The sequence below is a fragment of the Franconibacter pulveris genome, assembly GCF_056780215.1.
Map to the genome: position 1 here is coordinate 2,283,837 of NZ_CM165555.1, position 13,009 is coordinate 2,296,845.

The following is a 13,009-nucleotide window of genomic DNA, read 5'->3' on the forward strand; positions in this document are numbered from 1 at the left end:
AGAGCTTATGTTTACCACCGTCTTAATCGCCAACCGGGGCGAAATCGCCTGTCGCGCCATTCGCACCCTGAAGAAAATGGGCATCAAAAGCGTCGCGGTCTATTCCGATGCGGACCGCAACGCGCAACACGTTGCCGATGCCGATGTCGCCATCGCGCTGGGCGGCGAGAAGGCGAGCGAAAGCTATCTCGACGTCGATAAAATCCTCAGCGCCGCGAAAGCGAGCGGGGCGCAGGCGATTTTCCCCGGCTACGGTTTTCTCTCTGAACGCGCAGAGTTCGCCGCCGCCTGCGAGGCGGCCGGGCTGGTCTTTATCGGCCCCACCTCGCAACAGATTGCCGACTTTGGCTTAAAGCACAGCGCCCGCGCGCTTGCCAGCAAAGCCGGGGTGCCGATGACGCCCGGCACGGGGCTTTTGCAGACGCTGGAAGAAGCCTGCCTTGCGGCGGCGGAGATAGGTTATCCGGTGATGCTGAAGACCACCGCCGGGGGCGGCGGCATCGGCCTGACCCGCTGCGACGATGACGTTGCGCTGCGGGAAGCGTGGGAAAGCGTGAAGCGCCAGGGGCAGCAGTTTTTCAGCGATGACGGCGTCTTCCTTGAGCGCTTCGTCGATCGCGCCCGTCATCTTGAGGTGCAGATTTTAGGCGATGGTAAAGGACGCGTGGCGGCGCTCGGCGAGCGCGACTGTTCGCTGCAGCGCCGCAACCAGAAAGTGGTGGAGGAGACCCCGGCGCCCAGCCTGCCGCAGGCGACGCGTGACGCGCTGCACGCGGCGGCGGTCGCCCTTGGCGAATCGGTCAACTACCGCAGCGCAGGCACCGTGGAGTTTATTTACGACGCGCGTAGCGATGAGTTCTGGTTCCTTGAGGTCAATACTCGTTTGCAGGTGGAGCACCCGGTGACCGAGTGCGTCACCGGCCTGGATCTTATCGAATGCATGATTAACGTCGCGGCGGGCGAACCGCTGGCGTGGGCGGCGCTCGGCCGCGCGCCGCAGGGGGCGGCCATTGAGGTGCGCCTGTATGCAGAAGATCCGTTGAAAAATTTTCAGCCAAGCCCAGGCGTTCTGACCGATGTGCATTTCCCGCCCGATGTGCGGGTGGACGGCTGGGTATCAACCGGTTCGGAGGTGAGCGCCTTTTACGATCCGATGATCGCCAAAATTATTGTGCACGGCGAAGACCGCCAGCAGGCGCTTGAAAAACTCAACGCCGCGCTTAACGCCACCCGCCTGCACGGCATCGCCACCAACCTCGATTACCTGCGCCAGATTGTGACGCTGCCGGAGTTCAACGCGGGCGTCATGTGGACGCGGCTGCTCGATGAGGTGAGCTATAAGGCCCACGCCATCGAAGTGCTGGAGCCGGGCACCTGGAGCAGCGTGCAGGATTATCCGGGCCGCACCGGTTACTGGGATATCGGCGTGCCGCCTTCGGGACCGATGGACGATTTCGCCTTCCGGCTGGCTAACCGCATTGTCGGCAACCATCCGCACGCCGCCGGGCTGGAATTTACCCTGCAGGGGCCGACGCTGCGTTTTCACAGCGACGCCACCATCGCCCTGACGGGCGCCGATTGCCCGGCGACGCTGGATGACGAGCCGGTGGAGTACTGGCAGCCGGTAGTGGTGAAAGCGGGGCAGACGCTGACGCTCGGTCGCGCCCGCGCGGGCTGTCGCACCTATCTTGCGGTGCGCAACGGCATCGACGTGCCGGTTTACCTCGGCAGCCGTTCCACCTTCGCCCTTGGGCAGTTTGGCGGCCACGCCGGACGCACGCTGAAGGTGGCGGACATTCTGGCTATCTCGCGCCCGGAACTCGCCGCCTGCACCACGCCGCCGCCCATCGCGCTGCCGCAAAAGCCGGAACCGGCGCTGCTGCCGCACTATGGCGAGGTGTGGGATATCGGCGTGCTTTACGGGCCGCACGGCGCGCCGGATTTCTTTACCCCGGCATCAATGAACGCCTTTTTCGACGCCGAATGGCAGGTGCACTACAACTCTAACCGCCTTGGCGTGCGGCTGGTGGGGCCGAAGCCGGAGTGGACCCGGGCGGATGGCGGCGAGGCGGGGCTGCACCCGTCAAACGTGCATGACTGCGAATACGCCATCGGGGCGATCAATTTTACCGGTGATTTCCCGGTGATCCTCACCCGTGACGGCCCAAGCCTCGGCGGTTTCGTCTGTCCGGTGACTATCGCGAAAGCGGAGCTGTGGAAGGTGGGGCAGGTAAAGCCTGGCGATCGCATTCGCTTTCACCCCGTCAGCTTTGAGCACGCCCAGTCGCTGGAGATAGCGCAGCAGGTGGCGGTAACCAACCTCTGCGCCGTGGGCGCGCTGCCGGATGGCCGTATTTCCACGACCCCCTTTGCCACCTCGAGCGCGGCGATTTTAGCCGAAGTGCCCGCGCAGAACGGGCTGCCTGCCGCGGTGTGGCGACAGGCGGGCGATAACTACATTTTGATCGAGTACGGCGACAACGTGATGGATCTGGCGCTGCGCCTGCGGGTGCATCTGCTGATGCAGGCGATCCGCGCAAGCGGCGTGGCGGGCGTCGAGGAGCTTTCACCGGGCGTGCGTTCTTTACAGGTTCGCTACGACAGCCAGCGCATTTCGCAAACGCAACTGATGACGCTGCTGCTTGGCCTTGAGAAGCAGCTCGGCGACGTCAGCGAGCTGAAAATCCCCTCGCGCATCGTCCATTTGCCAATGGCCTTTGAAGACAGCGCGACCCTTGCCGCCGTGGAGCGTTATCAGCAAACGGTGAGAAGCGAAGCGCCGTGGCTGCCCAACAACGCCGATTTTATCTGCCGCGCCAACGGGCTGTCCAGCCGTGATGAGGTGCAGCGGATCATTTTCGACGCGAGCTATCTTGTCCTGGGGCTTGGCGACGTTTACCTCGGCGCACCCTGCGCGGTGCCGGTTGACCCGCGCCACCGCCTGCTCAGTTCGAAATACAACCCGGCGCGTACCTGGACTGCCGAAGGCACCGTGGGTATCGGCGGCATGTATATGTGCATTTACGGCATGGACTCCCCCGGCGGCTATCAGCTGGTGGGGCGCACGCTGCCTATCTGGAACAAATTCCTGAAAAACGCCCAGTTTGGCGAGGCGCCATGGCTGCTGACGTTTTTCGACCAGGTGCGCTTCTACCCGGTGAGCGAGGCGGAGCTAACGGCGCTGCGCGACGCTTTCCGCGAAGGCCGCGCGCAGATCCGCATCGAAGAGAGCGAATTCGATTTCGCCGCGTACCGCCGCTTCCTTGATGAAAATGCAGACGACATCGCCGCGTTCCGCGAACGCCAGCAGGCGGCCTTCAGCGCCGAAGTGGCGCACTGGCAGGCGCAGGAGAGCGCGGCGGTGGAGCGGGCGCTGCAGGCCGAGGAGGTGATTGAAGAGGATCAGTCCGGTCATCTGGTGAGCGCCGATCTCAACGGCAATATCTGGAAGATCCTCGTCGAGCCGGGCCAGAGTGTGCGTCAGGGCGAGCCGCTGGTGGTCGTGGAGGCGATGAAAATGGAGCTGATGGTCCATGCGCCTTGCGACGGCACCGTCTCGCGCATCAGTTGCCAGCAGGGGCGGCCTGTGGGTCCCGGCGACGCGCTGCTGTGGCTCGATATCGCAAGTTGATAGTGAATGCGAAGCCCGAACAGGCCGAGGGCGGGCGGGCAACGCCCCCCCGCCAGCACAAACAGAGAGAACGCACATGCAGCCAACCCTGCAAACGTCAGAACAACCCGGTAAACGCCGCGCGGAAGGACAGGGCGAGCGTATCTACCGGCTGCTGAAGCAGGAGATTTTCGAGTTCCTGCTGCTGCCGGGCGATCGCTTCAGCGAAAACGACCTCGCGGCGCGGATGGGCGCGAGCCGCACGCCGGTGCGCCAGGCGCTGCACCGGCTCGAACAGGAAGGCTATCTCGACGTGCAGCCGCGCAGCGGCTGGCAGGTGCGGCCCATTGATTTCGACCATCTTGAGGCGCTCTACGACCTGCGCGTGGTGCTGGAAATGGAAGCGGTCGGGCGGCTTTGCGCGCTGCCCGCCGACGTGCGTCCGCTGCCGCTGCAGATGCTCAGGCACGTCTGGATAGAGAGCCCGCCGCTCGCCGACTGGGCGACCGTCGCGAGTTTTGACGAGCAGTTTCATATGACGCTGGTGGACGCGGCGGGTAACCCGGAGATGGCGCGGGTTCATCGCGACGTGACCGAGAAAATCCGCATCGTGCGCCGCATGGATTTCACCCAGGCGTCGCGCATCAGCGCCACTTACGCCGAGCACGGCCAGATCCTGCTCGCCATTCTCGAACGCAATCTGAAGGAGGCCCGCACCCGGCTGCACGACCATATCGCCCAAAGCCAGAAAGAGGTTCGCAAGATTACGCTCCACGCGCTGCATCAGGCGCGGCGGGAGACGCGAGATTAACCGTACACACAGCACACATTATGGGAGTCATCATTATGCATCGTCGTACCTTGTTAAAAGCTTTCGCCCTTTCCGCGTCGGTGGTCAGCATGGGGTTTGCCTTCAGCGCGCAGGCCGCCGACACCATTAAAGTCGGCATTATGCATTCACTGTCCGGCACCATGGCCATCTCCGAAACGCCGCTGAAAGACGTGGCGCTGATGACCATCGATGAGATCAACGCCAAAGGCGGGGTGCTGGGCAAAAAGCTCGAGCCGGTGGTGGTCGACCCGGCTTCCAACTGGCCGCTGTTCGCCGAAAAAGCCCGCCAGCTGCTGACGCAGGATAAAGTCGCCGCCGTTTTCGGCTGCTGGACCTCCGTTTCCCGCAAATCGGTGTTGCCGGTGTTCGAAGAGCTGAACGGCTTACTGTTCTACCCGGTGCAGTATGAAGGCGAGGAGATGTCGCCCAACGTCTTTTATACCGGCGCCGCGCCGAACCAGCAGGCTATCCCGGCGGTGGAATACCTGATGAGCGAAGATGGCGGCAGCGCGAAGCGCTTCTTCCTGCTCGGCACCGACTATGTCTACCCGCGCACCACCAATAAGATCCTGCGCGCCTTCCTGCATTCCAAAGGGGTTCAGGATAAAGACATCGAAGAGGTCTATACGCCGTTTGGCTACAGCGACTACCAGACCATCGTCGCCAATATCAAGAAGTTCTCCGCAGGCGGCAAAACCGCCGTGGTTTCCACCATTAATGGCGACTCTAACGTGCCGTTCTACAAAGAGCTGGCCAACCAGGGGCTGAAGGCGACCGACGTGCCGGTGGTGGCCTTCTCGGTAGGCGAAGAGGAGCTGCGCGGCATCGACGCCAAACCGCTGGTCGGCAACCTCGCGGCCTGGAACTACTTCGAGTCAGTGGATAACCCGGCGAACCAGAAGTTTGTGGCGGATTACAAGGCTTACGCGAAAGCGCACAAGCTGCCGAACGCCGATACCGTGGTGACCAACGACCCGATGGAGGCGACGTATGTCGGCATCCATATGTGGGCGCAGGCGGTGGAAAAAGCGGGCACGACGGATGTGGACAAGGTGCGCGCGGCGATGGCGGGGCAATCTTTCAAAGCGCCTTCGGGCTTTACCCTGACCATGGACGCCACCAACCATCATCTGCATAAGCCGGTCATGATTGGCGAAATTGAAAGCAACGGCCAGTTTAACGTGGTGTGGCAGACCGACGAGCCGGTTCGTGCCCAGCCCTGGAGCCCGTACATCCCGGGCAACGATAAAAAATCGGACCAGCCTATCAAGACCGCCAGCAACTAATTCGCCGTTTACAGGGCGGCTTCTTCGCACCCTGACCCTCTCCCCAGCGGGGAGAGGGAAGCGGTCGGCGAAGGGGGGGCGGGACGGCGTTGGCCTGCTCGTTTTTCTCCTTCGCCCCTTTGGGGAGAGGTCCGGGTTGAAGGGCGATTTTCACGCCGCCGCGCCAGTGGACAGGTAAGCAAAGCTCGCCCGCCACAGGCACTGCACATCACACGGGCTCACAAGGAGACCATTATGAAACTGATACGCTGGCTGATAATGGCCGTCTGGCTGCTGCCCTGTCTGGCCAGCGCCGCGGATGCCGACGCCTTCGCCGCCGCCAGCCGTTCGCAGCAGACGACGCTGCTGGAGCGCTGGGCCGCCGCGCCGGACGCCGCCCGTATTCCGCTGCTCGACGCGCTGGCGCAGGAGAGCGTGGTGCTGGATAGCGAAAAACACCCTTTCGTGCAAACCGGCGATGCGTTAACGCCGCTCGGTTCGGCGCAAGCGCCGCAGGGTGAGGTTAAAAAGCTGCGTTTAACAAACCGTCTGCGCAATCTGGTGGCGGGCGCGCTGGCAAGCCACCGGCTGGTGAGTGACAACGTCACGCAGAGATTACAGGCCGCGCAGGCGCTGGGCCGCGATGCGACGCCTGACATGCTGCCGCTGCTGGCGGCGCGCTACAAAACAGAAACCGATGCGCGTGTGAAATCGGCGCTGGCAGGGGCGCTCGCCGCGCTCCAGCTGGCAAGCCCCGACGCCGCGGTGCGTCTCAATGCCGTCACGCTGCTGGGACAGTCGGCCGACCCGGAAACCCAGGCGCGGCTGCAACCCTTCACCGACGCCAGCCGCGAGCCGGACGCCCGCGTGCGCGACGCGGCGGCGGAAAGCCTGCGCAGCATTCAGCATCGGCTGTGGCTGGGGGAGCTGCTCGGCCAGGGGTTTATGGGGCTTTCGCTCGGTTCCATTTTGCTGCTGGCGGCGCTGGGGCTTGCCATCACGTATGGTCTGCTTGGCGTTATCAACATGGCGCATGGCGAGATGCTGATGCTCGGCGCTTACTCCACCTGGCTTGTTCAGAACGCCGTTGCGCAGCTTGCGCCGCAGTGGCTTTTTCTTTATCCGGTTTTCGCTCTGCCGGTCGCTTTTCTGGTGACCGCTGGGGTAGGCATGGCGCTTGAGCGCACCGTCATTCGCCATCTCTATGGCCGCCCGCTGGAGACGCTGCTCGCCACCTGGGGCATTAGCCTGATGCTGATTCAACTGGTGCGTATGGCCTTTGGCGCGCAGAACGTCGAAGTGGCGAACCCGGCGTGGCTTTCGGGCGGCGTGCAGCTGTTGCCGAACCTCATTCTGCCCTGGAACCGCGTGGCAGTGATTGGCTTTGTGCTGCTGGTGCTCTTTTTTACCTGGCTCATCCTTAACAAAACCCGCCTTGGCATGAACGTGCGCGCGGTGACGCAAAACCGGTCCATGGCCGCTTGCTGCGGCGTGCCCACCGGGCGCGTCGATATGCTGGCCTTTGGCCTTGGCTCCGGCATTGCGGGCCTCGGCGGCGTGGCGCTCTCGCAGCTTGGCAACGTCGGGCCGGAGCTCGGCCAGGGCTATATCATCGACTCGTTCCTGGTGGTGGTGCTGGGCGGCGTCGGCCAGCTTGCCGGCAGCGTGGCCGCCGCCTTCGGCCTTGGCATCTTCAATAAAATTCTCGAACCGCAGACCGGCGCCGTGCTTGGCAAAATCCTGATTCTGGTGCTGATCGTGCTGTTTATTCAGAAGCGTCCGCAGGGGCTGTTCGCCCTGAAAGGGAGGGTCATCGACTAATGAGCCAGCCACTTACGTTAACACTTGCGCGTAAGGCGCCGCGCCTGAGCTTGTGGCTTGGCGGCCTGCTGCTGGCGGCGCTGTTGCTGCTGCCGTTTCTGGCGCTGCTGCCCGCAAGCCACCCGCTGAGCCTCTCCACCTATACGCTGACGCTGCTTGGTAAAATGCTCTGCTACGCCACCGTCGCGGTGGCGTTGGATCTGGTCTGGGGCTACGCCGGCATGCTGTCGCTCGGCCATGGGCTTTTCTTCGCGCTGGGCGGCTACGCGATGGGCATGTACCTGATGCGTCAGGCGGCGGGCGAAGGGTTGCCTGCGTTTATGTCGTTTCTCTCCTGGAGCGAGCTGCCCTGGTTCTGGTGGGGCACGCAGCACTTCGCCTGGGCGATGGCGCTGGTGGTGCTCATTCCGGGCGGGCTGGCGCTGCTTTTCGGCTGGTTCGCCTTTCGCTCCAAAATCAAAGGGGTCTATTTCTCCATCATGACCCAGGCGCTGACCTTCGCCGGCATGCTGCTGTTCTTTCGCAATGAGACCGGTTTTGGCGGCAACAATGGCTTTACCGGCTTCACCACGCTGCTTGGCTTTTCCATTACCGCGACCGGCACGCGCATCGCGCTGTTTATCGCCACCGTGCTGCTGTTGCTGTTAAGCCTGGCGGTGGGGTTTACGCTTGCGCGCAGCAAGTTTGGCCGCGTGCTGACGGCGGTGCGCGACGCCGAAAACCGGCTGATGTTCTGCGGCTACGACCCGCGCGGCTTCAAGCTGCTGGTCTGGACGCTCTCCGCCGTGCTCTGCGGGCTTGCGGGCGCGCTTTATGTACCGCAGGTGGGGATAATCAACCCCGGCGAGATGTCGCCGACCAACTCTATCGAAGCCGCCATCTGGGTGGCGCTCGGCGGGCGCGGCTCGCTGGTGGGGCCGGTAATCGGCGCGCTGGCGGTTAACGGCGCGAAGAGTTTTTTCACCGTGCTGATGCCGGAATACTGGCAGCTCTTTCTCGGGCTGATTTTTATCCTCGTCACGCTCTTTCTGCCGCGCGGGGTGATTGGCCTGCTTCGTAAAGGAGAAAAATAATGCAGCCGGATGAAGGGCTTTTTACCCGTCAGCACCTGACGGATCGCTTCCGGGAACAGACCGACCCGGTGTTGCAGCTTGAGAACATCAACGTCAACTTCGACGGTTTTCAGGCGCTGACGAACTTAACGCTGAACATCGGCGTGGGGGAGCTGCGCTGTGTGATAGGCCCAAACGGCGCGGGGAAAACCACGCTAATGGATGTCATCACCGGGAAAACGCGGCCGCAAAGCGGCAGGGCGATTTACGATCAGTCCAGCGATTTAACCTCGCTCGACCCCATCACCATCGCGCAGAAAGGCATCGGGCGAAAATTTCAGAAGCCGACGGTGTTTGAAGCGCTCACGGTGTTTGAAAACCTGGAGATTGCGCAAAAGGGCGACAAGTCGGTCTGGGCGAGCCTGCGGGCGAAGCTTGGCGGCGAACAGCGCGACCGTATCGACGCCATGCTCGCCACGCTTCGCCTTGGCGCGGAGCGGGGCCGACAGGCGGGGGCGCTTTCCCACGGCCAGAAGCAGTTTCTGGAAATCGGCATGCTGCTGATTCAGGATCCGCACCTGCTGCTGCTCGATGAGCCTGCGGCAGGCATGACAGATGCGGAAACCGAATACACCGCGGAGCTGTTTCGCGAGCTGGCCGGCAAACACTCGCTGATGGTGGTGGAACACGATATGGGTTTTGTTGAAACCATTGCCGACCGGGTGACGGTGCTGCATCAGGGGCAGGTGCTGGCGGAAGGTTCGCTCAAAGAGGTGCAGCAGAACGAGCAGGTGATTGAGGTCTATCTCGGACGCTAAGGAGCCGCGATGTTAGAAGTGAGTGAAATAAACCAGTATTACGGCGGCAGCCATATCCTTCGCGGCGTCTCGTTTGAGGCCCGCATCGGCGAAGTAACCTGCCTGCTCGGGCGCAACGGGGTGGGCAAAAGCACGCTGCTGAAATGTTTGATGGGGCTCGTGCCGGCGCGCACCGGCGCGGTGAACTGGCAGGGCAAGGCCATTACGCGATACAAGCCGCACCAGCGCGTGCAGGCAGGCATTGCTTATGTGCCGCAGGGGCGCGAGATTTTCCCGCGCCTGACGGTGGAAGAGAACCTGCTGATGGGGCTGTCGCGCTTTAACGGCGCGCAGGCGAAAGCGGTGCCGGAGGAGATTTACGCGCTGTTTCCGGTGCTAAAGGAGATGAAGCAGCGCCGGGGCGGCGATCTCTCCGGCGGTCAGCAACAGCAGCTCGCCATCGGTCGCGCGCTCGCCTGCCGTCCGCAACTGTTGATCCTTGATGAGCCAACCGAAGGGATCCAGCCTTCGGTTATTAAAGAGATTGGCGCGGTTATCCGCCAGCTCGCTTCACGGGGCGATATGGCTATTTTGCTGGTAGAGCAGTTTTATGATTTCGCCGCCGGCCTTGCCGATAACTATCTGGTGATGTCCCGCGGCGCGATAGTCCAGCGCGGGCAGGGTGAAAATATGGAAACCGACGGGGTGCGAGGGCTGGTGGCGATTTAAAAGGTGCTTTTTGAAGCCTCTCTTAAAGTGTTATATTGAGTGCTTTAAGAGGAGAGTGACTATGCCTTTTCGAATTCTGGCCCACACCGCCGCCAGCATCACCGATCTCAAGCGAAACCCGATGGGTACGGTGCAGGAAGGGGAAGGAGATGCTGTCGTTATCCTTAACCGTAATGAGCCTGCCTTTTATTGCGTGCCGCCCGCGCTCTACGCGTATTTGATGGAGCTGGCTGAAGACGCGGAACTGGCGAAAATTGTCGAGGCGCGTAAAAACGGCGATACGGTTGAGGTCAACCTGGATGACTTATAAGTTATTTTTTGAAGTGCATGCCCTGGCGGAGTGGAAGAAGCTTGGGCATAACGTCCGCGAAGAGTTTAAAAAAGCGCTGGCGAAGCGGCTGGAACAGCCCCGTGTTCCTGCCGCCCGCCTGCATGGCTACAAAGATTGCTACAAAATCAAACAACGCGCTTCAGGCTATCGGCTGGTTTATCAGGTTAAGGATGAAACCATTACCGTCCTGGTACTGAGTGTTGGTAAAAGAGAACGCAATGCCGTTTATAATCAAATTGATAAACGGATCTAGCCCGCCTGCATTACCCCCACCGTCTTCACGCGCATGCCTTTCAGCATCATCAGATACGCGATTAACGAGCAGACCATCAGCGCCGCAAACAGCGACCAGGCGGGAAAGTTGGTCAGCATCACGCCGGTAAAGAGCGGATTACACGCAGCCCCCAGCCAGCCGAGCGACTGTACCGAGAAATAGCCCGCTTTCAGGCCCGGCGGCGCGATATTGTCAATAAGCATGTATTCGCCCGGTACATAAATCACTTCGCCCACGGTGAAGATGGCTGCCGCCAGCCCCCACATCCAGAGCGACGTGCCGGAAAAGAGAAACCCTACCAGCCCCAGCATGAAGCAGAGCGTGCCGTAAAACATCAGCCGACGAATGTTGTCGGCGCGAATGTGCTTGCCCACGAAGTACTGCAGCGAAACCACCAGAACGGCGTTGACGGGCAGCACCACGGCGACCACCTGCTGAGCCAGCGCGCTGTCGGAAAAGGTTAAGACGTACTGGGAAATACAGATAGCGAACGACCCCGCCACCAGCGACCCCAGAAACGCCGAGCCGGTAAACCACAGCAGCCGCTGGTCGCGCCACAGCAAAGAAAGCGGCGGCGCAGCCGCAGGCGCGGAGCTGGCGCCCGCCATTGAGGAGACGCGCAGCACAAACAGCAGAATCATTACCAACGCCATCGTCGCGGTGAACGCAGCCAGCCAGAAGGGCATATTCAACCCGTAAAGTACAAGCCAGGTGGCTATCGGCGGGCCGATGGTCCAGCCGATATTGACGAAGGTGTAGTTAAGGGAAAAAATCCGCGCCCGGGCGCTCACGCTCAGGGTGTCGGAAAAATAGCTTTTCAGTACGGTGGAGAACACCGAGTAAGCGCAGTTGATGGTCGCGAAGAGCAGGACCACCAGCGTGGCGTTGCCCGCAAGCGGAATGGCGGCGAAGCCTGCGATAAATATCGCGATGGCTATCAGCATATAGCGCTTTTTATCAAAGCGGTCCGCCAGCACGCCGAAGCCTAAGCTGAACAGCACGCCGAGCGTCATGGCGAGGCTCAACGCCGCACCCACGCCATCGACAGACATCTGATAAGCCTTCGACAGATAAATCGCCATAAAGGGCAGCGTGGCGCCGCGTCCAATAGTCAGCAACAGCGAAGAGAAAAGCAGCGTGGCGGTCGAACGGTTCGTTTTCGAGAGCATTTTCTTATCTTTTTAACGGGAGGAGGGAGCGGCTGCAGAAGCCATGATTCGTTTTTTTAAGCAATAACATGCGCTTTTAAGGCTGTACACCCCAAAACGCGTTCTGCCGCGCCTTTTTGCCTCCCATAAATTAGTGATCTGTCTCTCATCATCCGATTCCGGTATGGTGAAGTATTAACAAAATTTTAATAAAGACAGGGGCAGGGGTATGACGCGTAAAGACGGGCTGCTGGCGTTGCTGGTGGTGGTGGCGTGGGGTTTGAATTTCGTTGTAATAAAAGTGGGGCTGCACTCGATGCCGCCGCTGATGCTGGCGGGGCTGCGTTTTCTGCTGGTGGCGTTTCCTGCGCTGCTCGTTGTGGCGCGCCCGAAAGTGCCGCTCTCTTTGCTGCTGGGCTATGGCCTGACCATCAGCTTCGGCCAATTCGCGTTTCTCTTCTGCGCCATTAATTTCGGCATGCCTGCCGGGCTCGCTTCGCTGGTGTTACAGGCGCAGGCGTTCTTCACCATCATCCTTGGCGCGTTTGTCTTTCGGGAGCGACTGCAGTTGAAGCAGGTGGCGGGGATAACGCTTGCGGTGTTTGGCGTGCTGGTGCTGGTTGAAGGCAGCCTGAGCGGCCAGCATGTGGCGCTGCTGGGCTTTATGCTGACGCTCGCCGCCGCGCTGAGCTGGGCCTGCGGCAATATCTTCAACAAGAAAATTATGCAGTTGCCGCAACCGCCAGCCATCATGTCGCTGGTGGTCTGGAGCGCGCTGGTGCCCATCGTCCCGTTTTTCGTCGCCAGCCTGATTTTCGACGGCCCGGCGGTGATGCTGCAAAGCCTGGTGTCGCTGGACGTCGCCACGGTGCTTTCGCTGGTCTACCTGGCGTTTATCGCCACCATCGTGGGCTATGGCATCTGGGGCACGCTGCTCGGGCGCTATGAGACCTGGCGCGTGGCGCCGCTCTCGCTGCTGGTGCCCGTCGTGGGGCTTGCCAGCGCGGCGCTGCTGCTTGGCGAAACGCTAAGCCTTTTGCAGCTGCTCGGCGCGTTGCTGATTATGGCCGGGCTGTACATTAATGTGTTCGGCTTTCGCGTTCGGCGGGCGGCGCGGGCGTAAGGATAAAAAAAGCCCGGCGACAGCCGG

Annotated in this window: 11 protein-coding genes; 10 read left to right on the forward strand and 1 reads right to left on the reverse strand. The window is 61.5% G+C overall.

The window, feature by feature from the left end; all coding sequences use genetic code 11:
• The first annotated feature begins 7 nt into the window (after positions 1-7).
• The 9 genes from uca to ACU4F7_RS10900 all read left to right on the forward strand — a co-directional run bounded on the left by uca (position 8) and on the right by ACU4F7_RS10900 (position 10,690).
• Positions 8-3,631, forward strand: coding sequence for an urea carboxylase (uca, locus tag ACU4F7_RS10860; RefSeq protein ID WP_029592922.1), 3,624 nt, complete (start codon positions 8-10; stop codon positions 3,629-3,631).
• A 76-nt stretch (positions 3,632-3,707) separates the two neighbouring features.
• Complete coding sequence (locus ACU4F7_RS10865) at positions 3,708-4,421, forward strand: GntR family transcriptional regulator (protein WP_029592924.1); 714 nt, start codon at positions 3,708-3,710, stop codon at positions 4,419-4,421.
• A 35-nt stretch (positions 4,422-4,456) separates the two neighbouring features.
• Positions 4,457-5,728 carry an urea ABC transporter substrate-binding protein gene (urtA, locus tag ACU4F7_RS10870; protein WP_481638650.1) on the forward strand — a complete coding sequence of 424 codons (1,272 nt, stop codon included), beginning with the start codon at positions 4,457-4,459 and terminating at the stop codon, positions 5,726-5,728.
• A 234-nt stretch (positions 5,729-5,962) separates the two neighbouring features.
• Complete coding sequence (gene urtB, locus ACU4F7_RS10875; RefSeq protein WP_481638651.1) at positions 5,963-7,528, forward strand: urea ABC transporter permease subunit UrtB; 1,566 nt, start codon at positions 5,963-5,965, stop codon at positions 7,526-7,528.
• A complete protein-coding gene (urtC, locus tag ACU4F7_RS10880) occupies positions 7,528-8,601 on the forward strand; it encodes an urea ABC transporter permease subunit UrtC (RefSeq protein ID WP_029592928.1) in 1,074 nt (357 codons plus the stop codon). Before urtB ends, urtC begins: the two co-directional genes overlap by 1 nt.
• Positions 8,601-9,398, forward strand: coding sequence for an urea ABC transporter ATP-binding protein UrtD (gene urtD / locus ACU4F7_RS10885; protein ID WP_029592929.1), 798 nt, complete (start codon positions 8,601-8,603; stop codon positions 9,396-9,398). The genes urtC and urtD overlap by 1 nt, the downstream gene beginning before the upstream one ends.
• A gap of 9 nt (positions 9,399-9,407) precedes the next feature.
• Complete coding sequence (urtE, locus tag ACU4F7_RS10890) at positions 9,408-10,106, forward strand: urea ABC transporter ATP-binding subunit UrtE (RefSeq protein ID WP_048887877.1); 699 nt, start codon at positions 9,408-9,410, stop codon at positions 10,104-10,106.
• Between the two features lie 61 nt (positions 10,107-10,167).
• Positions 10,168-10,416, forward strand: a complete 249-nt coding sequence (locus ACU4F7_RS10895; RefSeq protein WP_481638652.1) for a type II toxin-antitoxin system Phd/YefM family antitoxin — start codon at positions 10,168-10,170, stop codon at positions 10,414-10,416.
• A complete protein-coding gene (locus tag ACU4F7_RS10900; protein ID WP_481638653.1) occupies positions 10,406-10,690 on the forward strand; it encodes a type II toxin-antitoxin system RelE family toxin in 285 nt (94 codons plus the stop codon). Before ACU4F7_RS10895 ends, ACU4F7_RS10900 begins: the two co-directional genes overlap by 11 nt.
• Here ACU4F7_RS10900 and ydeE read toward each other — a convergent pair.
• Positions 10,687-11,880 (reverse strand): efflux MFS transporter YdeE, encoded by a 1,194-nt coding sequence (ydeE, locus tag ACU4F7_RS10905; RefSeq protein ID WP_481638654.1) that lies wholly within the window; start codon positions 11,878-11,880, stop codon positions 10,687-10,689. The two genes, ACU4F7_RS10900 and ydeE, sit on opposite strands and share 4 nt — an antisense overlap.
• A 208-nt stretch (positions 11,881-12,088) precedes the next feature.
• On the opposite strand from ydeE, the gene eamA reads away from it, so the two are divergent.
• Positions 12,089-12,982, forward strand: a complete 894-nt coding sequence (eamA, locus tag ACU4F7_RS10910) for an O-acetylserine/cysteine exporter (protein ID WP_029592934.1) — start codon at positions 12,089-12,091, stop codon at positions 12,980-12,982.
• The last annotated feature ends 27 nt before the right edge of the window (positions 12,983-13,009 follow it).

Coding starts and splice junctions, on each gene's coding strand:
- uca (WP_029592922.1), top strand. CDS start 8: ATGTTTACCACCGTCTTAATCGCCAACCGGGGCGAAATCGCCTGTCGC.
- ACU4F7_RS10865 (WP_029592924.1), top strand. CDS start 3,708: ATGCAGCCAACCCTGCAAACGTCAGAACAACCCGGTAAACGCCGCGCG.
- urtA (WP_481638650.1), top strand. CDS start 4,457: ATGCATCGTCGTACCTTGTTAAAAGCTTTCGCCCTTTCCGCGTCGGTG.
- urtB (WP_481638651.1), top strand. CDS start 5,963: ATGAAACTGATACGCTGGCTGATAATGGCCGTCTGGCTGCTGCCCTGT.
- urtC (WP_029592928.1), top strand. CDS start 7,528: ATGAGCCAGCCACTTACGTTAACACTTGCGCGTAAGGCGCCGCGCCTG.
- urtD (WP_029592929.1), top strand. CDS start 8,601: ATGCAGCCGGATGAAGGGCTTTTTACCCGTCAGCACCTGACGGATCGC.
- urtE (WP_048887877.1), top strand. CDS start 9,408: ATGTTAGAAGTGAGTGAAATAAACCAGTATTACGGCGGCAGCCATATC.
- ACU4F7_RS10895 (WP_481638652.1), top strand. CDS start 10,168: ATGCCTTTTCGAATTCTGGCCCACACCGCCGCCAGCATCACCGATCTC.
- ACU4F7_RS10900 (WP_481638653.1), top strand. CDS start 10,406: ATGACTTATAAGTTATTTTTTGAAGTGCATGCCCTGGCGGAGTGGAAG.
- ydeE (WP_481638654.1), bottom strand. CDS start 11,880: ATGCTCTCGAAAACGAACCGTTCGACCGCCACGCTGCTTTTCTCTTCG.
- eamA (WP_029592934.1), top strand. CDS start 12,089: ATGACGCGTAAAGACGGGCTGCTGGCGTTGCTGGTGGTGGTGGCGTGG.